This window comes from Rhodobacter sp. SGA-6-6 (assembly GCF_011043545.1).
GTDB lineage: Bacteria > Pseudomonadota > Alphaproteobacteria > Rhodobacterales > Rhodobacteraceae > Pseudogemmobacter.
In genome coordinates, this window is the sequence record NZ_JAAKGP010000002.1 from 82,739 (window position 1) to 105,836 (window position 23,098).

Sequence of the window (23,098 nt, forward strand, 5' to 3'; positions counted from 1 at the left end):
CGGCGGGCGAGAAGCGCCCGCCGAGGGCGGGGCGGGCGCTGGCCGGGACTTTGAGGCCCGGCCGGTCCCGGTTGAACCGTTGCGCTGTGGCGAAGGCACGCGCCTTCGCCAAGCCAACGGCCTCCCCCACCAAAGGCGAAAGGCGCCGGAGCTTGCGCGGCGCCTTTCCCGTCCGTCGGAAGTTTGGCCCAGACCCGCCGGACGGTTGCCTTGCCGTCAGACCACGCGGTCCGGCAGCGCCTTGCCGTCGAAGAAGGCGGTCAGGTTCTCCATCACCTTGAAGCCCATCGCCTCGCGCGTCCGGTCCGTCGCCGACCCCAGATGCGGCAGCATCACCAGATTGTCGGCGCCCAGCAGTTCCCCGGGGATCGCCGGCTCGCGTTCGTAGACATCGAGGCCCGCGCCGGCGATGGTGCCGAACCACAGCGCCTGCGCCAGCGCCTGTTCGTCGATCAACTCGCCGCGGGCGGTGTTGATCAGGAAGGCGCCCGGCCGCATCAGGTCCAGCCGGCGGCCGTCGATCAGCCGGGCATTGGCGCGGCCCCCGGGACAATGCAGCGAGACGAAATCGCACTGCGGCAGCAACTCGTCCACGCTGGCGACCTGTTCCGCCTTGTAGCGGACCAGCACCTCGGGCGCGACCGGAGAGCGGTTCTGGACCAGGATCTTCATGCCGAAGCCGAAATGCGCCCGCTGCGCCATCGCCTGGCCGATGCGGCCGAAGCCGATGATGCCCAGGGTGGCGCCGGAGACCTTGGTGCCGATCATGTGGGTCGGGTGCCAGCCCTTCCAGCCGCCCGCCCGCAGCTGCCGTTCGCCCTCGCCCACCCTTCGGGCGGCCATCAGCAGCAGCGTCATCGCCAGGTCGGCGGTGCATTCCGACAGCACGTCGGGGGTGTTGGAGACCGTCATCCGCAGCGCCCGGGCGCGGTCGAGATCGATATGGCTGACCCCGACGCCGTAGTTCCCCAGGATGCGGGTGCGGGTGTCGGCCAGGTCGAAGACCTCCGGCCCGAGCTTGTCCGACACCGTCGGGCAAACCGCATCGAAGCGGGCGAAGGCGTCGCGGAAGTCCGACACGCCCAGCGGACGGTCCGAGGCGTTCGGCGTCAGGTCGAAGCGTTCGGCCATCGCGCGTTCCACCGCATCGGGCCAGCGCCGTGTCAGCAGGACCTTGGGTTTGGTCATCGTGGTGATCCCGGATGAAGGGCTCCGGCCCGGCGGCTCACGGCCGGGCCGGAGGGCATCAGGCGGCGCGGCGGCGCAGGACGCGCGCCACGGTCTCGCCGATGACCGAAGGGTTCTCGGCCACGGTCACGCCGGCGGCGGAGAGGATCTCCACCTTTTCCGACGCGCTTTCGCCGAAGGCCGAGATGATCGCCCCGGCATGGCCCATGGTGCGGCCCTTGGGCGCGGTCAGGCCGGCGATATAGGCGACCACCGGCTTGGTCATGTGGTTCTGGATGTATTCCGCCGCCTCGGCCTCCTGCGGGCCGCCGATCTCGCCGATCATGCAGACCACTTCGGTTTCCGGGTCGGCCTCGAACGCCTCCAGGATGTCGCGGAAACTGGAGCCGTTGATCGGGTCGCCGCCGATGCCGACCGAGGTCGAGACGCCGATGCCGAGGTCCTTCAGCTGCTGCGCGGCCTCATACCCCAGCGTGCCGGAGCGACCGACGATGCCGACGCTGCCCTGCAGGTAGATGTGGCCCGGCATGATCCCCAGAAGCGACTTGCCGGGCGAGATGGTGCCGGCGCAGTTCGGCCCGGTCAGCACCATGCGCTTCTCGCGCGGGTAGCGCATCATGTAGCGCTTCACCCGGATCATGTCCTGCGCCGGGATGCCGTCGGTGACGCAGACGCAGTAGCGGATGCCGCCGTCCGCGGCCTCCATGATGCTGTCGGCCGCGAAGGGCGGCGGCACGAAGACGATGGAGGCATCGGCGCCGGTGGCCGCGACGGCCTCCTTCACCGTGTTGAAGACGGGGACGCCGTGGACCGTCTCGCCGCCGCGGCCGGGGACGACGCCGCCGACGACATTGGTGCCGTAGTCCAGCATCTCCTGGGTGTGGAACTGGGCGATGCGGCCCGAGATGCCCTGGACGATGACGCGGGTATCGCGGTCGATGAAGATGGTCATTGCACGGCCCTCACCTTGGTGTTCTGCGTCTTGTCGTTCTGCCAGGCCATGACGGCGCGCTGCGCGGCCTCCATCAGCGTGGTGGCGCGGATGATCGGCAGGCCGGACTTGGCCAGGATCTTCAGCCCCTCCTCGACATTGGTGCCGGCCAGGCGGACGATCACCGGCACCTCCACGGGTTCCGCCTTCAGCGCCTGCACCACGCCCTCGGCCACCCAGTCGCAGCGGTTGATGCCGGCGAAGATGTTGACCAGCACCGCCTGCACGTTCTTGTCCGAGGTCACCAGCCGGAAGGCCTTGGCCACCCGTTCCGGCGTGGCGCCGCCGCCGATGTCCAGGAAGTTGGCGGGCTCGCCCCCGGCCAGCTTGATCGTGTCCATCGTCGCCATCGCCAGACCGGCGCCGTTGACGATACAGCCGATGCTGCCGGTCAGGCCGATGTAGGACAGGCCCCGGTCGGCGGCCCGGCTTTCGCGCGGGTCTTCCTGGCTTTTGTCGCGCAGTTCCGCGATATGCGGATGGCGGAACAGCGCGTTGCCATCGAAGGTCATCTTGGCGTCCAGCGCCAGGATGCGGTTGTCGGCGGTGATCACCAGCGGGTTGATCTCGACCATGGTCGCGTCCAGCTCGGTGAAGGCGCGGTAGCAGCCCTGCAGCGTGCGCACCATCTGCTGGGTCAGCGTCGGCGGGATGCCGAGCGCGAAGGCGATCTCGCGGGCCTGGAAGTCGCGCAGGCCGACGGCGGGCTCGACGGTGGAGCGCACGATGGACTCGGGCTTCTGGGCCGAGATGTCCTCGATCTCCATCCCGCCCTCGGCGGAGGCGACGATCATCACCCGTTGCGAGGTGCGGTCCAGCACGAAGCCGAGGTAGATTTCCCGGGTGAAGGGCGTCGCCGCCTCGACATAGACGCGGTAGACGCCCTTGCCGGCCGGGCCGGTCTGGTGGGTGACCAGCTTCATGCCGAACATGTCGGCTGCGGCATCCTGGATCTCGCTGTCCGAGGCGCACATCCTGACGCCGCCCGCCTTGCCGCGGCCGCCAGCATGGACCTGCGCCTTGACCACCCAGCGTTCGCCGCCCAGTTCGCGGGCCCGGTAGGCGGCCTGTTCGGGGCTGTAGGCCAGCGCGCCATCGGGGATGCCGACGCCGAAGCTCTTCAATATTTCCTTGGCCTGATATTCGTGGATGTCCATCCTCGCCTCCCTCTGTCCTGTTCCGCCTATTCCGCCGCCAGCGCCGTGCGGTAGCGCCGCGCCAGCCCGTCCAGCACCGCGCCCTTGTCGACCGCCCCTCCCAAGGCGATCAGCGCGTCGGCGAAGCGGGTGACGATATCGGTGATCTGTGCCTCGCCCAGCTGGTTCAGGATGCCGATCCGCACCTGCACCGGCTCCGACAGCGTCGGCCAGATGCCGAAGCCGTCGGCGCGGCACTTCTGCACCAGTTCCTTCTCGCGGCCCGCAAGGGCGGGGGGCAGGTTCAGCACCACCAGCGAGGTCATGTTCGAGGTGACGGTGCAGCCCATCTCCTCCACCGCCCAGCGGAGGGCGGATTCATGGAAGGCATAGTCGCGGGCCTTCTGCGCCCGGCCATGTTCCAGCGTCAGCCGCAGCGCCTCGTGGAAGGCGGCGACGGCATAGCCGGAATGGGTGCGGTGATAGGCCGGCGTCGGCACGTCCTTGCCGTCGATCACGCCCCAGTGGCGGGCCTCCAGCACCGGATGGTGGACGTAGGTCGCGGCGCCGTTGGCCCGCACTTCGGCGATGTAGCGGTCCGAGAAGGACACCGGCGCATAGGTCAGCGGCAGGCAGAGCACGCCCTTCTGCGGGCAGGAGGCCCAGCCGTGGACGCCCGGGTAATCGTCGATGGAGAAATCGGCGATCCCCAGCGAGGAGACCGCATCCACCAGCCCAAGCACGCCATGGCGCCGGCAGGCATCGGAGAAGCCCTGCAGGTCGTTCACCCGGCCCGAGCCGGTTTCCCAATGCGCCATCAGCGCCCATTTCGGCTTGTGCTGCGCCAGCGCCTGCTCGACCACCGCCTCGGTGACCGACTGGCCATGCGGCACGGCGACGATGGTGGCCGAGGCCGCCTGCGGGTCCAGCGGGTTGGCCGCCAGTTCCTCGCGGGTCGCCGCCTTCATCCGCACGGTCAGCCCGTCGATCCCCGAGAAGGTGCCGTTGACGAAGACCACCACCTTGTCGCCCGGGAGGATCGCACTCAACATGCAATCGAGACCGGAAAAGCCGGTGCCGCCGACGCCGAAGGTGTGGATGTTGGCGGTGCCGAACAGCGTCCGCAGCATCTCCTTGCATTCGATCATCCCGCGCAGCACGTCGGCCTGCATGTGGTCGGCGGTGCCGGCACGGGCGAAGGCGGCCAGCACCCTTGCGTCGGTATTGCCGGGGCCGGGGCCGGCGGCCAAGGTTTCGGGGATGGAGAGGGCCGGGAAAATCTTGGTCATCGGTTCGCCTGCGCTTTGGTTTCATCGCAGGAAAATCCGATTGCTCCGAGGGCACAACCTGCGTTACTCCTGCTTTCGGGTTTCCATAAGTATGGGTATTTTCCTACCCAATCAGGTTGGGATACGGTGGTATACACCGGGATACCCAACCCGAATGGGTAGGTTTTTGGAGAAAATCATGTCGGATCAAAAACTTGCGCAGCCGAACCGCCCCATCGACCTGTCGCTGGCAGACAGCAATCCGCTGGTCTTGCAGGCCCTGTCCGAACTGTTCGACCGCGATCCCCGATTCTCTCTGGTTGCCACCTCCTCCACCGCCGAGGGGTTCCTGGGCGCGGTGATCCGGGTGCCGGTCAAGGTGGCGGTGATCGACTGGCGGCTGCCGCTGCTCGGCGGGCAGAAGCTGATCGAGGTGCTGCGCGACCAGCCCGGCGCGCCGCGGATCGTGGTCTACGGCGACGATGCGGGCGGCGAGGTGGCGCGGCTGGCGATGCTGGCCGGGGCGGCGGGCTTCGTCGCCCGCACCACGCCGACCGAGCAATTGCTGGAAACCTGTCTCGCCGTGGCGGGGGGGCAGATGGTATTCCCGTTTCTCGACCTGCGGGATTTGCAATCCGATCCGATCTCGCAATTGACCCGGCGGGAGCGGGCCTTGCTGGAGGCATTGTCCAAGGGGCATTCCAACAAGGAACTGGCGCGGGATTTCGAAATCTCCGACAATACGGTGAAGTTCCACCTGTCCAATCTCTACGAGAAACTCGGGGTCCGGAATCGCGCCCAGGCGATTTCCTTCTATTTCTCCTCGCGGCTGGCGCTGGAGGCGCAGCCCAAGGGCTGAGGGGCGCCTAACGATCTTCCGCGACAGCCCCTGACGGTGAAATTTTATTACTTGACAGACCCCCGCCGGATCGTCCTTCTCTGCTGCCCGTCGATGCACCCCAGCCGCGAAGGATTCGCCCCATGAGCTTCCACACCGTCGAACAGGCCCCCGCCCGTCTGAACCGCTCGGAACTTGCCGTTCCGGGAACATCGGTCCAGATGTTTGAAAAAGCAGCGAAATCCGAAGCGGACGTGATCTTCCTCGACCTGGAGGATGCCGTCGCCCCGGACGACAAGGCGCAGGCGCGCAAGAACATCATCAAGGCGCTGAACGAGATCGACTGGGGCAAGAAGACCATGTCGGTGCGGATCAACGGGCTGGACACCCACTACATGTATCGCGACGTGGTGGACGTGGTCGAACAGGCCGGCGAACGGCTGGACCTGATCATGATTCCGAAAGTCGGCACCGCCGCGGATGTCTATGCGGTGGATATGATGGTGACCCAGATCGAGGATGCGAAAGGATATAAGAAGCGCATCGGATTCGAGCATATCATCGAAACTGCGCTTGGAATGCAGAATGTCTCGGACATTGCCGCGGCGTCGAAACGGAACGAAAGCCTGCATTTCGGCGTGGCGGATTATGCCGCCTCCACCCGCGCCCGCACCACGATCATCGGCGGGGTGAATCCGGATTACGCCGTGCTGACCGATCCGCTGGAAGACGGCTCGCGCGCGGTGCATTGGGGCGACATGTGGCATTACGCGCTGGCGCGGATGGTGGTGGCGGCGCGGGCGAACGGGCTGCGCCCGGTCGACGGCCCCTTCGGCGACTTCCAGGATGCCGACGGCTACCGCGCCGCCGCCCGCCGCGCCGCGGTTCTGGGCTGCGAGGGCAAATGGGCGATCCACCCCAGCCAGATCGCGCTGGCCAACGAGGTGATGAGCCCGTCCGAGAAGGAAGTCACCCGCGCGAAGCGCATCCTGGAGGCGATGGCCGAGGCCGCCGCGCAGGGCAAGGGCGCGGTGTCGCTGGACGGGCGGCTGATCGACTACGCCTCGATCCGCCAGGCCGAGGTGCTGGTGGAAAAGGCCAGGCAGATCGCCGGGGAGTGACGGCCCAGACAAGGCGTCGAGACAGCTTCTAAGGCCACCGTCGCATGGGCCGGATTCGCTCCGGCCCGGCAGCCCTTCGGCGCGGCGCGGCCTGCACATAGCAGAACGCCGCGAAATTCCGGCCCGACAGGAGAATATTATTCTCCCGTTCGCCCGAAAAACGCCCATCCCCTTTCCTTGCGGCCGGAGGAGCGCTGCCGATAGGGTCCCCCGGCGCGGAAGGGGACGGCATGACACTCCAGATCTCGAACATGACCCGCCGCTTCGGCCCCGTCGACGTCCTGCGGGGCATCGACCTGACCATCGGCGAGGGAGAGCTGATCGCCCTTCTCGGCCCCTCGGGCAGCGGCAAGACCACGCTGCTAAAGATCATCGCCGGGCTGGACTGGCCCGATGCCGGCGGCCTGTCGGTGCAGGGCGAGGACTGGCTGCCGAAGACCGCGCAGGAGCGGCGGACCGGCTTCGTCTTCCAGCATTACGCGCTGTTCCCGCATCTGAAGGTGCGCGACAACATCGCCTTCGGCCTGACGGTGATGCCCCGCGCGCAGCGGCCCGGCAAGGCGCAGATCGCCGCGCGGGTGGAGGAACTGCTGCATTTCCTGCAGATCCCGGCGCTGGCCGACCGCTACCCGGCCGAGTTGTCCGGCGGCCAGCGGCAGCGGGTGGCGCTCGGCCGGGCGCTGGCGATCTCGCCGCCGGTGCTGCTCTTGGACGAACCCTTCGGCGCGCTGGACGCGCAGGTGCGGCGCGATCTGCGGCGCTGGCTGCGCGGGGTGCACGACGCCACCGGCACCACGACGATCTTCGTCACCCACGACCAGGAAGAGGCCTTCGAGCTGGCCGACCGCGTGGTCGTCATGGGCGCCGGCCGGATCGAGCAGACCGGGCGGCCGGACGAGATCTACGACCACCCCGCCACCCCCTTCGTGGCGCGCTTCCTGGGCCTGACGGTGGAGATCCCCGTCACCCTGCGCCAGGGCCGGGCCGAGGCGCCGGGGCTGGACACCAGTGCCCTGCCCCGGCGGGCGATGGCGGACGGGCCGGCGACGCTGTTCCTGCGCCCCGCCGACATCACCCCGATCCCCGACCCGGCCAGCCCCTTCCGGCTGACCGCGCTGACCACCACCGGCGCCACCCACCGGCTGGTGATGGAAGGCCCCGCCGACTGTCGGCCCGAGGCCGAGGTCGCCCGCCGCAGCGCCGCTGCGCTGACGGTCGGCCAGACCCTTCGCCTGCGCCCCGAAGCGGGGCAGATCTTCCCCGGCGGCCCGGGGGCACAAACCCTTCCCGCAGCCGCCGACAATCCCAGATTCAAGGAGTCGACCCCGTGAAACGCAATCTCCTGGCCGCCGTCGCGCTGGCCTTCGGCCTGACCACCCCAGCATTGGCGCAGGACAGCATCCTCAACGTCTCCTACGACGTGGCGCGCGAGCTGTTCGAGGCCATCAACCCGGTCTTCGCCGAGAAGTGGAAGGTCGAGACCGGCCGAGACGTGACCATCGACCAGTCGCATGGCGGATCGTCGAAACAGGCCCGCGCCATCCTGGAAGGGCTGCCCGCCGATGTGGTGACCTTCAACCAGGTGACCGACATCGACGTGCTGGCCGAAGGCGGGCTGGTCGATGCCGACTGGCGCGACGCCTTCCCCAACGCCGCCTCGCCCTATTACTCGCTGCCCGCCTTCCTGGTCCGCAAGGACAACCCGAAGGGGATCGAGGACTGGGACGATCTGGTGAAGGAAGGCGTGCAGGTCATCTTCCCGAATCCGAAGACCAGCGGCAATGCGCGCTACACTTATCTGGCCGCCTATGCCTATGCGCTGGACCAGAACGGCGGCGACCAGGCCGCGGCGCAGGACTTCGTGCGCAAGCTCTTCGCCAACGTCCCGGTCTTCGACCAGGGCGGCCGCGCCGCCACCGTCACCTTCGCCGAGAAGGAGATCGGCGACGTGCTGATCACCTTCGAGGCGGAAACCGGCGGCATCGCCAGGGAATATGCCGACAAGGGCTTCGTGCGGGTGACGCCCTCGCTGTCGCTCTACTCGGAATTCCCGGTGGCCATCGTCACCGGCAATGCCGCGCAGAAGGGCACCGAGGAAGTGTCGAAGGCCTATCTCGACTTCCTCTACGCGCCCGAGGGCCAGAAGATCCTGGCCGCGCATTTCTACCGGGTGCATGACGAGGCCGCGCAGGCCGAGTTCGCCGCCAATTTCCCCGAGGTGAAGCTGGTGAACGTCGACGAGGTGTTCGGCGGCTGGGACAAGATCAAGGCCGAGCATTTCGCCGAGGGCGGCATCCTCGACACCGTCTTCGTCAACCAATGACCACCCTGCCCCTTCCCGCTTGGGGTGTCCGCCCGAAGCGGGTCCTGCCCGGCTTCGGCCTGACCATGGGCGTGACGCTGGCCTTCCTCGGCATCGTCGTGCTGCTGCCGACCGTGGCGTTGGTGCTGAAGGGGGCCGAGATCGGCCCGGCCCGGTTCTGGGCCATCGCCACCGCGCCCCGCACCTTCGCGGCGCTGAAGCTGACCCTGCTGGCCGCCACGATGGCGACCATCTTCAACGCGCTTTACGGCCTGCTGATGGCCTGGGTGCTGGTGCGCTACGACTTTCCCGGCCGGCGGCTCCTGGACGCGCTGGTCGACATCCCCTTCGCCCTGCCGACCGCGGTGGCGGGGCTGACGCTTTCGGCGCTGTTCTCGGCCAACGGCTGGTATGGCGCGGTGCTGGAGCCGATGGGCCTGCCGGTGGTCTTCACCATCTGGGGCGTGGCCATCGCCATGTCCTTCACCTCGATCCCCTTCGTGATCCGCACCGTGCAGCCGGTGCTGGAGGACCTGGACCCGCAATACGAGCAGGCGGCCCGCACGCTGGGCGCCGGGCCCTTCACCTGCTTCGTCCGCGTGGTGCTGCCGGCGATCCTGCCGGCGCTGGTGGTGGGCACCACCCTGTCGCTGGCCCGCTGCCTGGGCGAGTTCGGCGCCATCGTCTTCATCGCCGGCAACCTGCCGATGAAGACCGAGATCGCCTCGCTACTGGCGGTGATCCGGCTGGAGGAATACGACTACAACGGCGCCGCGGTGATCGCACTGGTGCTTCTGCTGATCGCGCTGGCGCTCTTGGCGGTGTCGGGCCTGCTGCAGGCGCTGGCGACGCGGCACCGGGGGCGGGCGCCATGACCCCGGACCAGACCCCGGGCGCGCTGGCCCCCAAGGAAAGCCGGCTGGTGCCGCGGCTGCTGATCGGCGCGGCGCTGGCGCTGACCGCGGTCTTCATCGTGGTGCCGATGATCTACATCTTCCACCGCGCCCTGGCCGAGGGCTGGCGGCTCTATGCCGCCAACATCCTGCAGCCGGACACCCTGCACGCGGTCTGGCTGACCGCGGTGGTGGCGGTGATCGTGGTGCCGGTCAACATCGCCTTCGGCATCGCTGCCGCCTGGCTGATCGCGCGCTTCAGCTTCCCCGGCCGCAAGGCGCTGCTGGTGCTGATCGAGATTCCCTTCTCGATCTCTCCGATCATCGCCGGCATCTGCTACCTGCTGCTCTACGGAAGGCAGGGCCTGCTGGGACCCTGGCTGATCGCGCATGACATCAAGATCCTGTTCGCGCTGCCCGGCATCGTGCTGGTCACCATGTTCGTGACCTCTCCCTTCGTGATGCGCGAGGTGTTGCCGCTGATGCAGGCGCAGGGGTCCGAGCAGGAGCAGGCCGCGCTGACGCTGGGGGCCAGCGGCTGGCAGGTGTTCCGCCGGGTGACGCTGCCCAACATCCGCTGGGCGCTGCTTTACGGCGCCGTCCTCTGCGGCGCCCGCGCCATCGGCGAATTCGGCGGGGTCACCGTGGTCTCGGGCAACATCCGCGGCCAGACCAACACCCTGCCCCTGCAGATCGAGCTGCTGTTCCACGACCTGAACGTCACCGGCGCCTTCGCCGCCGCCAGCACCCTGACGCTGATCGCGCTGGTGGTGCTGGTGCTGAAGGTCCGGCTGGAGGGGACGCGGGGTTGAGGTTGCTTGCGGCGCCCCGACCGGCCTAAATTGCCGGCCGAGGCGAAAGCAGAAAAGCGGATGAACCGATGCGCAAGACCATCTTCTCCACATGCGCCGCCCTGGCGCTCGGCCCGCTTTCGGCGGTGTCCCCCGCGCAGGCCGAGCCCCGGGGCTATTACGAGGTGAGCGGCGTCGAGGCTGACGACATGCTGAAGATGCGCGCCGGCCCCGGCGTCGGCTACCGCGTCATCGTCGGCCTGCCGAACGGCACCGTCCTCTGGGTCCAGAGCTGCGAACGCGCGGGCAGCACCAGCTGGTGCAAGGTGTCGCTGAAGCAGGCGCGGGCGCTGAAGGGATATGTCTCCAGCGCCTATCTGCGGAAGATGTGAGGCGGGCGGACTGCCCGCAACCGGGCGTCACGCCTTCTCGCGCGGCCGCGCCATCGGCGGGTCCTGCCGGCGCGGGCCGCGTTGCGCCTGCTGGCGCGCGCGCATCTGGCCCATGGTCTGCCGGCAGGCCTCGGCCTCGGCGCGCAGCGGATCCTCGGCGCGCGACCGCAGCAGGTCCTGCGCGGCGCTTCCGGCGGCTTGGGCGGATCGGCGCGCCGGAATCCAGCCGATGGGCGCGTTTTCCTGCATGAACATCTCCAACCAGGCGCCTTGGTAGTCCCGGTCCTGGCCGAGAACCGTCCGGTCGGCCCCGAGCCGATAAACCCGGACCCATTCCGCCCCTTCCGTGCCGGCCTGCCGCTGGAACCCGCCGAAGTCGCGCTGCCCCAGCATCCAGCCCAGCGTCACCTCCGGCGTCTGGTTGAGCACCTCCGGCAGGTCCTCCGGGCAATGCAGGCGGGCGCGGCCCAGCTGCGCGGTGTCGAGGAACCGCCATTGCCCGATATGTTCGGCGTAGAAGATCAGAAGATAACGCATGGCCTGCCTTTGGTCTTGTTCTTGCTGCCGTCAGGTCGCGGCCCCGAGGTATGCGCCTGCACCGCCCGGCACAAGACGCAGGCGCCGCAGCGGCGGCAAAGCGCCGGCGGGCGTCAGGCCCGGAGCCCGGCGGCCAGGTCCAGGGCCTGCGCGAAGGAGGCGGTGAAGGTCTGGCCGTGGCCCAGTCCTTCCAGCACCGTCACCCGGACATCCAGGTCCGCGCGCTGGCCGAGCAGGTCCGCCAGCGCAAGGGTTTCCGGCGAGGGCCGCGGCGCCTTCGGCGCTTCGGTTCCCCGGCGGTGCTCGCTGTCGCCCAGCAGGATCCGCAGCGGGGCGATGCGGCCCGGCGGCAGCTGCGGCGCCCCGGCCAGCATGTTGCGCAGGGCGCCGCCGCCGAAGCCGCTGGAGGGACTGGCGGCCACCCAGCCGGCGAAGGCCCCGGGGTCGGACAGCAGGCAGTGCAGGGTGAACAGCCCGCCGTAGGAATGGCCCCAGAGCACCCGCCGCGCCGGGTCGAGCCGGACCCGCCCGGCCACCGCCTCGCGCAGGGGGCCGGTCAGCCGGGCGCGGAAGGCGTCGGCGCCGCCGGTCTTGCGGCCCCTGCCCCCCTCGGGGTCGGGCGTCAGGCTGGTCGGGGTATAGTCCAGCGCCCGGGCGGTGGTGTCGAAGGACTGCTCCACCGGATAGCCGATGCCGATGACGGCAAGCCCGCTGTGCGCGGCCAGATCCCCGGCGGCAAGCCGGTCGAAGGCCGCGTTGCCGTCCAGCATCCACAGCGACGGCCAGCCCCCGGCCGGCGGATCGGCGGTCGGGACGGCGAGGAACAGGCGGTAGCCCTGCCCCTCGACCGCGATGTCGTGGCGGGAAAGCGCATGGGTCGCCGGCGGCGCCTCGAAGATGCGGTAGTCCGGCACCTTGCCGCCGCGCCGGCGCGAGGTCTCCTGCGCGAAGGCAGGGGTCAGGCAGAAGGCCGGCAGGGCGGAAAGCAGGGTGCGGCGGTGTATCGGTGTCATCGGTGCATCCTGGGCGGGGGTCTGTCCCGCGTGAAGGAAGGACGCCGCCCGGTCCGAGGGGGACACGGGCGGCGGCGGGCAGGCGGCCCGGTCAGAACGTCGTGTTCACGCCGACATAGATGGCCCGGCCCGGTTCGTTGTAGGTGTTGCCGCCGCCGCTGGTGTCGGTGCGGAACAGCTGCTTGTCGAACAGGTTGCTGACCCCCGCGGTGACATAGACGCTGTCGTTCACGTCCCATTTCATGTTGACGTTGAACAGCGTGTAGGAGCCGCGCTCGTTCAGCGTGACGGTGCCGCCGTCGGTCAGGTCGTCGTTGGTGATGCTGCTGACCATGTTCACCGGGATCGGGCCGTAATGGGTGGCCGACAGGGTGAACAGCAGGTCGTCGCGCGCCTGCCAGTCCAGCGAGGCGTTGATGGTGTAGTCCGGCACCAGGCTGAGCGGCTGGCGGGTGGCCTTGATCTCGGACTCCAGCATGTAGGTGAAGTTGGCGTTCAGCGCGAACTGCTCGCCCAGGGGCCGGCTGAAGTTGCCCTCGATCCCCTCGATCACCGCGGGGCCGGTGTTCTCCCAGCGGAACAGGCGGTTGGCGGTGGCGCCGGGGTTCTCCTGGATCTGGCCCGACTGGATCTTGTTCTTGTAGTCGTTGTGGAACCAGGTGAACGAGACGTTCAGGTCCTCGTCGTCACGATAGGCGATGCCGATCTCGGTGTTGACGCTGATCTCGGCGTCGAGGTCGGGGTTGCCGATCACGAAGCAGGGCCCGGAAAGCCGCACGCCGTCCACCACGGGGCAGCCGTTGCCCCGGGTGGTGTAGACGTAGCCCGGGTTCAGCTGGAACAGGTTCGGCGCCTTGAAGGCCCGCGCCACCCCGGCCTTCATCGTCCAGTTCTCGTTGAAGACGTATTCCGCGTTCAGGCTGGGCGACAGGTTGGAGCCGAAGTCGTCGCTGTAGTCGTAGCGCAGCCCCGGGGTCAGGGTCAGCGCCTCGGACCATTCGATGTTCGCCTCGGCATAGAGGCCCAGCATCTGCTGGTCGGTCTTCGGATCGCGCAGGCTGGGATCGTTGACGATGTCGGGGTCGGAGATCACCGGGGGAACCGTGGTGCCGATCGACACCGGGTCGTCCATGAACTCGCCGCGGTATTCGGCGCCCAGCGTCAGGGCCGAGTTCTTGCCGCCCAGCATCAGCGGCAGGATCCATTCGGTCTTGGCGCTGACGTTCAGCAGCTCGATGGTCTTGAACCCCGGCGCATCGTTGGTGCCGTCGCCGTCGGTGTCGACGCAGTTGGTGATCGCGCCCTCGCCGCCGCCGGCGGCGCCCTCGCACAGCCTGGTGTTGTCGGTCTGCTCGAACTGCAGGTAGCTGTAGGATTCGCCGAAGCCGTATTCGCCGCGGTGGGTCAGCGCGAAGGTGCGGCGATACAGCCGGTTGGTTTCCTCGCCCCAGAGCGAGGCCGGGATCGTGCCGATGCCGCCCAGCTGGGTGTCGCCGGCGTAGATGTTGCCCTGCCGCGAGAAGCCCAGCTCGAAGTCCAGCTCGTGATTCTCGGCGATCCGCCACGACAGGAGCGCATTGATGTCCTTGTTCTCCACCCCCTCGCGCCCGGCCAGCGGGGTGGTGCCGCCCGTCCCGGCCTCGGCCTCGTCGTTGATGTCCAGCGCGTCGGGCTCGGACTTGTTGTAGTTGCCGTAGATGCGGAAGCTGAGCCTTTCGGTCAGCGGCGTGGCGAACATGAAGTTCGCCCGCTTGGTGCCGCCCTCGTCGTCGCCGTCGGGAATGTTCCACGACAGGCCGACCTGGCCCGTCATCGTCTCGGGCCGCTTGGTGATGATGTTGACCACGCCGCCCGCCGCACCCGAGCCGTAGCGCGCCGCCGCCGGCCCGCGGATGACCTCGATCCGCTCGATCATCTCGGCCGGGACCCAGTTGGAATCGCCGCGGGTGTCGCGCTCGCCGCCCCGGCCCATCTTGACCGAGTTGCGCGAGGCCACCGGCTTGCCGTCGATCAGGATCAGCGTGTTCTCCGGCCCCATGCCGCGGATGTCGATCTGGCGGTTGTTGCCGCGCTGGCCGGTCGAGGTGGTGCCGGTCAGGTTGACGCCCGGCATCTTGCGGATGATCTCGGCCACGTCGTTGACCACCGGGGTCTTCTTCATGTCCTCTTCGCTGATCTGCGACACGCCCAGCGCCTGCTTGATCTGCTCCTCGGCGGAAATGACGATGGTGCCGAGGAAGGTTCCGTCCTCCTCCTCGGCGGTCTGCGCCAGGGCCGGCACGGACAGAAGGCCGAAGGACATCAGGAACGACAGGGCCGTGCCCGAGGCAAGGCGAGAGGCGGGGCGCAGCATCCGGGATACTCCTGCTGAAGCGATGGGACTTCGGCGGGCGCAGGGCTGGCGTCTCGGGCGGTCAACTGCGATCCGGCACGGATTGCAATGCGGATGCCTTAGGTTTTTTGTCGCAATTTGTCGCGAAGCGGTGTTCCGTCCCTGCCGGCGATGATTTAGCATCGCCCTGTTGCCCGCGGGCGACAGGACCGAGCGACGGACCGCCAGGCAGAACCGCCACCCCGGACCGGCATGTGCCGGCTCCCGATCCGTTGTCCGGCCGATGCCCCCGCCCTTCCCGCAGATCCTTGTCGTCGACGGCGCCCGCGACATCCGCGAGCCGCTGGGGCTGTTCCTGCGCCGGCAGGGGCTGCGCGTCCGGCTGGCCGCCACCGCCGCCGAGGCGCAGCGGGCGCCGGCCCGGACGGCGGTCCATCTCGTCCTCCTGGACCCCGCCCTGCCCGGAGAGGAGGGCCCCGCCCTCTTCCGGGCGCTGGTGCGGCGGCGGATGCCGGTGATCCTGCTTTCCGCCCGCACCGATGAGGAGGACCGGATCGCCGGGCTGGACAGCGGCGCCGACGACTATCTGGCGAAGCCCTTCAGCCCGCGGGAACTGCTGGCGCGCATCCGCGCGGTGCTGCGCCGCGCCCCGCCGGCCGCCCCCGCCACCACCGGCGCCCGCCGCTTCGCCGGCATGGTGCACGACGCCGACCGGCAGCGCCTGACCCTGGCCGACGGGCGCGATCTGCCGCTGACCACCGGCGAGAACCGCCTGCTGACCGCGCTGCTCGGCCATCCGGGGGAGGTGCTGTCCCGCGCCCGCCTGCTCGACCTCGTGCGCGGTCGCGAGCCGCGGGCCTACGACCGCGCCGCCGACAACCTCGTCAGCCGCCTCCGCCGCAAGATCGGCGACGGCGAGAGGTCGGAGAAGCTGATCGTGACGGAATGGGGCGACGGCTACCGCCTGGCCACGACGGTGGAGAGGGTGGGGTGAGGCGCGGCGGGCAGGCCCCACGGTTCGTCACCCATGGAATCCGGCTGCGCGATGCCCTTGGAAACGGTTCAGGTCACGATCCTGCCCTGCGGTTTTCGGAACTCCGGCCTGTCCCAGAGCCTTTCCGCCATGACCTTGCAGAGGACATCGGCGGCCCTCCGCACGTCTTCCAGGCCTGTATAGAGCGGGGTGAAGCCGAAGCGGAGGATGTCGGGCGCGCGGAAGTCGCCGATCACGCCCTCGGCGATCAGGGCCTGCATGATGGCGTAACCCTCGGGGTGGCGGAACGAGATCTGGCTGCCCCGCTGGCCGGGGGCGCGCGGCGTCGCCAGGACAAGCTCGGGGCACTCCGTCTCGACCCGTTCGACGAACAGGTCGCCCAGGTCCAGCGACCGGGCGCGCAGGTCGTCGAGATCGACGCTGTCCCAGACATCGAGCGCCGCATCCAGCGCGGTCAGATGCAGGATCGGCGGCGTGCCGACGCGCATACGCTCCACGCCATGTGCCGGGCGATAGTCGAGATCGAAGGCAAAGGGCGCTTCATGCCCCATCCACCCCGACAGGGCGGGGACCGCGCGGTCCTGATGACGGGGGGCGACATAGATGAAGGCGGGGCCGCCGGGCCCGGAGTTCAGGTATTTGTAGGTGCAACCCACGGCAAAGTCGGCGTTGCAGGCGGCCAGATGCACCGGGAAGGCCCCGGCGGAATGGGCCAGGTCCCAGACCGTCAGGATGCCAAGCGACTGGGCTTTCGCGATCATCGCCTGCATGTCGTGGCGGCGGCCGGTGCGGTAGTCGACCTCGGTCACCAGCAGCACCGCGACGGTTTCGTCCAGCGCTTCGGCCAGATCCTCGGGGGCAACCAGTTTCAGCCGGACGTCGCGGCCGACCGTGCGGGCCAGTCCTTCGGCGATATAGAGATCGGAGGGGAAATTCCCCGTGTCCGACAGGATGACCCGGCGGCCCGGGTTCATCTCCAGGGCCGAGGCCAGCGCCTGATAGACCTTGATCGACAGGGTGTCGCCGACGACGATGGACCCGGGCTCCGCCCCCACCAGTTTTCCGATGCGGCCGCCGACACGGCGGGGCAGGTTGATCCAGTCTGCCTTGTTCCAGCCGGTGATCAGCATCCGGCCCCATTCGTCGGTGACCGCCCGGCCCAGCCTTTCGGCGACGCCGCGCGGCAGCGGACCGAGGGAATTTCCATCCAGATAGACGATGCCTTCGGGCAGATCGAAGGCGCGGCGGGTGGCTTCGAAATCCGTGGTCATGGCGGCGTCCCTCAGGCGTATTCCGACATCAGGCCCGGACGCGAGCCCAGGCCCATCGAGGCGTCCAGCACCGCCCCATGCAGCGCGCGCGAGGCGGGGCCGGACAGGAAATGCACCAGCGCCGCGATCTCGGACGGCTCGATCAGCCGGCCCTTCGGCAGGCGGGCGAGAAAGGCGGCCAAGGCTTCGGGCGTGAGCTTCGACAGGGTGCTGGCCTGGAACATCGGGGTGTTGGTCGCGCCCGGGCAGATGGCGAAGACATCGACCTCGCCATGCACCGCCTCGGCCGCGAGTTGCCGGGTCAGAAAGGCGACGGCGGCCTTGCTCATGCCATCCGACAGACGGAACCCGGGAAAGGCGGTGATCCCGCCGCCGACCGAGCTGATGTTGATCAGCTTTCGTCCGGGACCGCCGGGCAGCGCCATGAACTGCTGGCACATCTTCAGGGTGCCGTCGGCGTTGATCGCCAGCATCAAGCTGTCCTGGATGTCCGGGTCGTCGGAGAAAGCCGCGACCGTTGCCGAACCGACGGCGGCGTTGTTCACCAGAATGTCGATCCGGCCATGCGCCGCCGTTACCGATGCCATGCAGCGCCGGATCGAGACCGGATCGCGCAGGTCCAGGGGGTGCACCGTGACGGCCAGCCCGCCGAAACCCGCCGCCACGGTGGCGGGGTCTTCGACGCCTTCGACGCAGGTCAGCGCCATGGTGGCCCCATAGGCGGCCAGCCGCTCCACCGTTGCGCGGCCGATACCGCCGGTGCCGCCGGTCACAAGGGCCACGCGGCCGGTCAGATCGAGAGGGGCAAGCAGATCGGCGCTCATTTCGGGGCCTCGGGGGTTGCTTCGGGGATCAGCCCCCGGGGGGCAAACCGCATGACAAGGACAAGGATCAGCCCCATCACCACATAGCGCAGCTGGGCGGGGCCCTGTTCCAGCGCCAGCCGGAGGGGGTTCTCGGGGGAAAGCAGCGCGGCGCCGGTCGCGGCCAGCCACAGGCCCGCGGTCTCGGCCTGCACCCAGACGAACCAGATCAGGAAGCCGCCGAAGATGGCGCCCCTGTGGTTGCCCGACCCGCCGATGATGACCATCACCCAGATCAGGAAAGTGAAGCGCAGCGGCTGATAGCTGCCGGCGGTGAACTGGCCGTCCAGCGTCACCAGCATCGCGCCACCGATGCCGACGATGGCCGAACCCAGCACGAAAGCCTGCAGATGGCGGCGCGCCACGTCCTTGCCCATGGCGCGGGCGGCTTCCTCGTTGTCGCGGATGGCGCGCATCATCCGGCCCCAGGGCGCGCGGGCCAGCCGCTCCAGCGCCCACCAGATCGCCAGAAGCACGGCGAGGAACCAGGCGGCATAGGCCAGCTTGACCAGAACCGAGGCGGTGTCGCGCAGGGGCCAGCCCAGCCAGTCGGCGATCTGCTGCGCCCAGGGTGCGGATTGCAGATCGGCCTCATAGGGCACCGGGCGCGGCAGGCCGGTGACGTTCTTCACCCCCCGGGCCAGCCATTCCTCGTTGCGCAGGACCGCGAGGATGATCTCGGAAATCCCGAAGGTCGCCACCGCCAGATAGTCCGAGCGCAAGCCCGCCGTCAGCCGCCCGATGGGCCAGGCCACAAGTGCGGCCAGCAGGCCGCCCACGCCCCAGGACAGCGCCACCGGCAGGCCGAGGCCGCCGAGATAGCCCGCGCTGGCGGCATCCACCGCCTCGATCGCGGCGGTGGCGGGCAGGAACCAGCCTTGCGCCACAAGGATGCCGGCGATCGCCGTCACCGTGACGGCAAGGCCGCGGGTGACCGGCAGGCCCGACAGCCTGCGCCACAGCACCGACACGGCTACCGCCGTTCCCAGAAGAACCGCGCCGGCGGCGAGCAATCCTGTGCCGCCCGCCTCCCACGCAGCGCCGACCGGCGGGGCCGAGACCAGAACGACGGCAAGACCTCCCACCGCAGCCGACCCCATCGTGCCGACATTGAACATGCCGGCGACGCCCCACTGCACGTTGACGCCCAGGGACATCACCGCGGAAATCACGCAGAGGTTGAAGATCGTCAGCGCCAGTTGCCAGCTTTGCAACAGCCCGACGGCCAGCAGAACCGCCGCCATCGCGGCATAGAGCAGGGCGGTGCGGTTCATCTTGCGGCCTTTCCGTAAAGGCCCGCCGGGCGCACCAGCAGGACGATGACGAGGATCAGGAAGGACACCGCGAATTTGTATTCGGTGGACAGGAGCTGCATCATTCCATCCGGAGCCAGCCCGGCCGGCAGCAGATAAGTCAGGGCCTTCTTCCAGGCGAAGGTCAGCGCCAGTTCGGAAAAGGCCACGATCATCGAGCCGACGACCGCCCCGACCGGGCTGCCCAGGCCCCCCACCACGGCGGCGGCGAACATCGGCAGCAGGAGCTGCTGGTAGACGAAGGGGCGATAGCCCTTGTCGAGACCGAACAGCACCCCCGCCAGCACCGACAGCACCGCGACCAGCACCCAGGTCAGCCGCACGATCCGGTCGGGGTCCACGCCGGACAAGAGCGCCAGATTGCGGTTGTCGGCATAGGCGCGCATCGACCGGCCCGCCCGGGTGCGGTTCAGGAACCGGAAGAGGCAGGCCATCGCCAGCACCGCCAGACCGATGGTCAGCATCTGCGAGGTCTTCAGCACCAGCGGCTCGGCCAGCCCCGACCAGTCGCGGAAGCCCCGGGCGGTGACGATGAACCGCTCGCCATCCTCGAAATCCCGGCCATCCGTGCCGATCACCAGCCGGATCACCCCGTTCATGATCAGCATGACACCCGCCGAGACGATCATGAAGACCTCGGGCCGGGCATTGATGCGGCGGAAGTGGCGGTAAAGCGCGCGGTCCGTTCCGATGAACACCAGCGCCAGCAGCGGCATGGCGAGCAGCATTCCCAAAAGCGCGGTCGGCAGGACCCCCAGCGAGACGCCCATGCCCTGCAGCCAGAGCGTGATGAGGATGGTCAGCGCGGTGCCCAGCGACAGGCCCTCGGCATGGGCAAAGCTGGAAAAGCGCAGGACACCGAAGATCAGCGTGACGCCAAGAGCCCCAAGCGCCAGCTGGCTGCCATAGGCGAGGCCGGGGAGGATCAGCATACTGGTCAGGTGGACCAGCCCGTTCAGGATATCGGTCATGCGCGCCCCCCGAGGAAACTGCGGCGGGTATCGGGATCGGCCAGAAGCTCTCTCCCGGTGCCGGTGAAGCGGTTCGCCCCTTGCACCAGCACGAAGCCGGTATCGGCGATCTCCAGCGCCCCGGCGGCGTTCTGCTCGACCATCAGCACGGCAAGGCCCTGCGCGGCGATGCGGGTGATCTTGTCGAACAGCTCATCCATCACATTGGGGCTGACGCCGGCCGTAGGCTCGTCCAGAAGCAGGACCGAGGGTCTGGTCATCAGCGCCCGTCCCACCGCAAGCTGCTGGCGCTGCCCGCCGGACAGCTGCCCCGCCGGCTGGTGGCGCTTGTCGGCCAGGATCGGGAACAGCGCGAAGATCTCGTCCAGGGTGTCGCCGATGGCGTCCTTGCGCAGAAGGGCGCCCATCTGAAGGTTCTCGAACACGGTCAGGGTGGGAAAGACGTTCTCGGTCTGGGGCACGAAGCCCATGCCCGCCCTGATCCGCGCCTGCGGGGGCAGCGCCGTGATGTCGCGCCCGTCCAGCATCACGCGGCCCGAAGTCAGCCGCAGCATCCCCAGCACCGCCTTCATCGCGGTGGACTTGCCCGCGCCGTTCGGCCCGACGATGACGGCGATCCGGCCGCGGTCCACCTCGATGGTGCAGCCGTTCAGGATCGGCGGCCCGCCGTAACCGCCGGTCAGGTTTTCGGCGCGGAGGAAGCTCATGTGACCGCCTCCACCTCGGTGCCGGCCAAGCCCGTGCCCTTGGCCGCCCGGCCCTTGCCCAGATAGGCGGCGATCACCGCCTCGTCCGAGAGGATGTCCTCGACGCTGCCCCGCGCCAGCAACCGGCCCTCGGCCATGCAGGTCACGTCGTCGCAAAGCTCGGCAATGAACTGCATGTCATGCTCGACCAGACAGAAGGTGTAGCCGCGCTCGCGGTTCAGGCGGCGGATGGCGTCGGCGATGGTGTAGAGAAGGGTGCGGTTCACCCCCGCGCCGACCTCGTCGAGGAAGACGATCTTCGGCTCCGCCATCATCGTGCGGCCCAGTTCCAGGAGCTTCTTCTGCCCGCCCGACAGGCTGCCCGCGGGCAGGTCTGCGACATGAGTGATTTCCAGGAACTCCAGAATCTCATCGGCCTTTTCGCGCAGGGCCCGCTCCTCGGCCCGCACGCGGCCGGGGCGCAGAAGCGCGCCGATGTAGGTCTCGCCCGTCTGCCGGGCGGGCACCATCATCAGGTTCTCGCGCACCGTCAGCTTCGAGAATTCGCGGGCGATCTGGAAGGTGCGCAGCAATCCCTTGCCGAAGAGGATATGCGGCGCCTCGCCGGTGATGTCCTCGCCGTCCAGCAACACCCTGCCCGAGGTGGGCCGGTGGTAGCCGGCGATCAGGTTGAACAGCGTGGATTTCCCCGCCCCGTTCGGGCCGATCAGCCCGGCAATGCCGCCGCGGCGGATGGTCAGCGACATGTCGTCGACAGCCTTGAGCCCGCCGAACGAGATGCAGAGGTTCTGCACCACCAGCAGGTCCGGTGGCTTCGGAACTTGGGTCATGGCGAAATCTCCGGGAAAGGCCGGGCCGCACGGGGCGGCCCGGCGCTTTGCTCACTCGGCGCCGAGCATCCGGACGGTCTCGAACTTGCCGCCCTTGTTCTCGAACTCGCGGTAGCTGCCCGCGCTTTCGCCGTTGCCGATCATCTCGACATCGGAGCCGCCGACATAATCGACATCGCCGCCGTCCTTCAGGATCTGCAGGCCCTTGGCCAACTCGCCCGGATAGATCTTCTCGCCCGGCGCGTTGGCGACCTCCATCACATGCTCATGGGCCTTGCCCGGATCGCCCGCCTGCTGGATCGCCAGCAGGATCAGCGCCGCCGCATCATAGGATTCCCGCACGAAGGAACTGTCGGCATTCTTTCCGGCCGCCGCGGCATAGGCCGTGAACTTCTCGGACCCGTCGCCCACCGTCCAGGGCACGGTGCCGAAGATCTGCAGGTCTGGCCCGAAATCCGACATCAGCTTCTCGGAATGCATCCCGTCGCCCACGGCGAAACGGTCGAAGGAACCGCTGTCCAGCGAGGCCCGGATGATGCCGTTGCCGCCCTGGTCCGAATAGCCCAGAACCACCAGCGCCTCGCCGCCCGCCACCGACAGGGCGGAGACCTCAGCCGAGTAATCCGCCTTGCCGTCGTCATGCGGCGCGACCAGCGTCACCGTGCCGCCCGCCGCCTTGTAGGCCGCATCGAAGCTGTCGGCGAAGCCCTTGCCGTAATCGTTGTTGGTATAAGTCACCGCCACCGCCTTGATGCCGCGGTCGATCAGCACCCTGGCCAGAAGCTCGCCCTGCCGCGCATCCGAGGGCGCGGTGCGGAAGAACAGGCCCTTGTCGCTGTCCGACGACAGCGCCGGGGTGGTGGCCGAGGGCGAGATCATCAGGATGTTGTTCGGCACCGCCACGTTGTTCAGCACCGCCGTCGCCACGCCCGAGCAATCCGCCCCGATCAGCGCCACGATCCTGTCCACCGTCACCAGCCGCTCGGCCGCTGCGGTGGCTGCCGAAGCGTCCACGCAGGTGCTGTCGCCCCGGACGGAGGATACCGTCGCCCCGTCCAGCAGCAATCCGCTGTCCGAAACCTCCTTCATCGCCAACTCCGCCCCATCCGCCATCGGCGGGGTCAGGGATTCGATCGGGCCGGTGAAGCCGAAAAGGATGCCGATCTTCAGCTCTTCGGCCGAGGCCGGCAGAGCCAGAAGAGACGTTCCCAGAAGAAGCGGTCCAAGGGTGTGTTTCATCATGAGGTCTCGCTGTTGGGTTCAGGTGCTCCTGCCGACGGGCGTCGGCGGCCGAATGTCTCCCCGGCGTGATAGATAAAATATAAACATTGGATATTCGTCAAGATT

General features: G+C 68.6%; 22 protein-coding genes. 8 read left to right on the forward strand and 14 right to left on the reverse strand.

All coding sequences use genetic code 11. The features are described from left to right. Positions 1-216 precede the first annotated feature (216 nt). The 4 genes from G5B31_RS03670 to G5B31_RS03685 are packed head-to-tail and all read right to left on the reverse strand — an operon-like array spanning position 217 to position 4,604. Positions 217-1,188, reverse strand: coding sequence for a D-glycerate dehydrogenase (locus G5B31_RS03670; RefSeq protein WP_165013918.1), 972 nt, complete (start codon positions 1,186-1,188; stop codon positions 217-219). Positions 1,189-1,246: 58 nt separating this feature from the next. Continuing rightward, a complete protein-coding gene (gene sucD, locus G5B31_RS03675) occupies positions 1,247-2,140 on the reverse strand; it encodes a succinate--CoA ligase subunit alpha (protein WP_165013919.1) in 894 nt (297 codons plus the stop codon). Further along, positions 2,137-3,336, reverse strand: a complete 1,200-nt coding sequence (locus tag G5B31_RS03680; RefSeq protein WP_165013921.1) for a malate--CoA ligase subunit beta — start codon at positions 3,334-3,336, stop codon at positions 2,137-2,139. Before G5B31_RS03680 ends, sucD begins: the two co-directional genes overlap by 4 nt. A gap of 26 nt (positions 3,337-3,362) precedes the next feature. Further along, a complete protein-coding gene (locus G5B31_RS03685) occupies positions 3,363-4,604 on the reverse strand; it encodes an aminotransferase class V-fold PLP-dependent enzyme (RefSeq protein WP_165013922.1) in 1,242 nt (413 codons plus the stop codon). A 178-nt stretch (positions 4,605-4,782) separates the two neighbouring features. On the opposite strand from G5B31_RS03685, the gene G5B31_RS03690 reads away from it, so the two are divergent. The 7 genes from G5B31_RS03690 to G5B31_RS03720 all read left to right on the forward strand — a co-directional run bounded on the left by G5B31_RS03690 (position 4,783) and on the right by G5B31_RS03720 (position 10,920). After that, the gene (locus G5B31_RS03690; RefSeq protein ID WP_165013924.1) at positions 4,783-5,442 is read left to right on the forward strand and encodes a response regulator transcription factor; all 660 of its coding nucleotides are present in this window, start codon (positions 4,783-4,785) and stop codon (positions 5,440-5,442) included. Between the two features lie 122 nt (positions 5,443-5,564). After that, positions 5,565-6,542 (forward strand): CoA ester lyase, encoded by a 978-nt coding sequence (locus G5B31_RS03695; protein ID WP_165013926.1) that lies wholly within the window; start codon positions 5,565-5,567, stop codon positions 6,540-6,542. A gap of 230 nt (positions 6,543-6,772) precedes the next feature. Further along, positions 6,773-7,873, forward strand: a complete 1,101-nt coding sequence (locus tag G5B31_RS03700) for a sulfate/molybdate ABC transporter ATP-binding protein (protein ID WP_165013928.1) — start codon at positions 6,773-6,775, stop codon at positions 7,871-7,873. Then, the gene (locus G5B31_RS03705) at positions 7,870-8,865 is read left to right on the forward strand and encodes a sulfate ABC transporter substrate-binding protein (RefSeq protein ID WP_165013930.1); all 996 of its coding nucleotides are present in this window, start codon (positions 7,870-7,872) and stop codon (positions 8,863-8,865) included. Before G5B31_RS03700 ends, G5B31_RS03705 begins: the two co-directional genes overlap by 4 nt. Beyond that, positions 8,862-9,719 carry a sulfate ABC transporter permease subunit CysT gene (gene cysT / locus G5B31_RS03710; protein ID WP_165013932.1) on the forward strand — a complete coding sequence of 286 codons (858 nt, stop codon included), beginning with the start codon at positions 8,862-8,864 and terminating at the stop codon, positions 9,717-9,719. The genes G5B31_RS03705 and cysT overlap by 4 nt, the downstream gene beginning before the upstream one ends. After that, positions 9,716-10,549, forward strand: coding sequence for a sulfate ABC transporter permease subunit CysW (gene cysW, locus G5B31_RS03715; RefSeq protein WP_165013934.1), 834 nt, complete (start codon positions 9,716-9,718; stop codon positions 10,547-10,549). The genes cysT and cysW overlap by 4 nt, the downstream gene beginning before the upstream one ends. Positions 10,550-10,617: 68 nt before the next feature. After that, entirely contained in the window at positions 10,618-10,920 is a 303-nt protein-coding gene (locus G5B31_RS03720; RefSeq protein WP_165013936.1) for an SH3 domain-containing protein, read from the forward strand. A 27-nt stretch (positions 10,921-10,947) separates the two neighbouring features. On the opposite strand, the gene G5B31_RS03725 is transcribed toward G5B31_RS03720, so the two are convergent. From G5B31_RS03725 to G5B31_RS03735, 3 genes are all read right to left on the reverse strand, one after another. Next, positions 10,948-11,457: a hypothetical protein gene (locus G5B31_RS03725; RefSeq protein ID WP_165013938.1), complete on the reverse strand. Its 510-nt coding sequence runs from the start codon at positions 11,455-11,457 to the stop codon at positions 10,948-10,950. 113 nt (positions 11,458-11,570) lie between these two features. Next, a complete protein-coding gene (locus G5B31_RS03730; RefSeq protein ID WP_165013940.1) occupies positions 11,571-12,470 on the reverse strand; it encodes an alpha/beta hydrolase in 900 nt (299 codons plus the stop codon). 91 nt (positions 12,471-12,561) lie between these two features. Continuing rightward, positions 12,562-14,823, reverse strand: coding sequence for a FepA family TonB-dependent siderophore receptor (locus G5B31_RS03735; RefSeq protein WP_165013942.1), 2,262 nt, complete (start codon positions 14,821-14,823; stop codon positions 12,562-12,564). Between the two features lie 262 nt (positions 14,824-15,085). On the opposite strand from G5B31_RS03735, the gene G5B31_RS03740 reads away from it, so the two are divergent. After that, complete coding sequence (locus tag G5B31_RS03740; RefSeq protein ID WP_165013944.1) at positions 15,086-15,796, forward strand: response regulator; 711 nt, start codon at positions 15,086-15,088, stop codon at positions 15,794-15,796. A gap of 68 nt (positions 15,797-15,864) precedes the next feature. On the opposite strand, the gene kynU is transcribed toward G5B31_RS03740, so the two are convergent. The 7 genes from kynU to G5B31_RS03775 all read right to left on the reverse strand — a co-directional run bounded on the left by kynU (position 15,865) and on the right by G5B31_RS03775 (position 22,990). Continuing rightward, positions 15,865-17,067, reverse strand: coding sequence for a kynureninase (gene kynU / locus G5B31_RS03745; protein ID WP_165013946.1), 1,203 nt, complete (start codon positions 17,065-17,067; stop codon positions 15,865-15,867). An 11-nt stretch (positions 17,068-17,078) separates the two neighbouring features. Beyond that, positions 17,079-17,891 carry an SDR family NAD(P)-dependent oxidoreductase gene (locus G5B31_RS03750; RefSeq protein WP_165013948.1) on the reverse strand — a complete coding sequence of 271 codons (813 nt, stop codon included), beginning with the start codon at positions 17,889-17,891 and terminating at the stop codon, positions 17,079-17,081. Beyond that, the gene (locus G5B31_RS03755; RefSeq protein ID WP_165013950.1) at positions 17,888-19,204 is read right to left on the reverse strand and encodes a branched-chain amino acid ABC transporter permease; all 1,317 of its coding nucleotides are present in this window, start codon (positions 19,202-19,204) and stop codon (positions 17,888-17,890) included. The genes G5B31_RS03750 and G5B31_RS03755 overlap by 4 nt, the downstream gene beginning before the upstream one ends. Then, positions 19,201-20,214: a branched-chain amino acid ABC transporter permease gene (locus G5B31_RS03760; protein ID WP_165013952.1), complete on the reverse strand. Its 1,014-nt coding sequence runs from the start codon at positions 20,212-20,214 to the stop codon at positions 19,201-19,203. Before G5B31_RS03760 ends, G5B31_RS03755 begins: the two co-directional genes overlap by 4 nt. Next, positions 20,211-20,921: an ABC transporter ATP-binding protein gene (locus tag G5B31_RS03765; protein ID WP_165013954.1), complete on the reverse strand. Its 711-nt coding sequence runs from the start codon at positions 20,919-20,921 to the stop codon at positions 20,211-20,213. The genes G5B31_RS03760 and G5B31_RS03765 overlap by 4 nt, the downstream gene beginning before the upstream one ends. After that, positions 20,918-21,724, reverse strand: a complete 807-nt coding sequence (locus G5B31_RS03770; protein WP_165014780.1) for an ABC transporter ATP-binding protein — start codon at positions 21,722-21,724, stop codon at positions 20,918-20,920. The genes G5B31_RS03765 and G5B31_RS03770 overlap by 4 nt, the downstream gene beginning before the upstream one ends. A 78-nt stretch (positions 21,725-21,802) precedes the next feature. Then, the gene (locus G5B31_RS03775; protein ID WP_165013956.1) at positions 21,803-22,990 is read right to left on the reverse strand and encodes an ABC transporter substrate-binding protein; all 1,188 of its coding nucleotides are present in this window, start codon (positions 22,988-22,990) and stop codon (positions 21,803-21,805) included. Positions 22,991-23,098 lie beyond the last annotated feature (108 nt).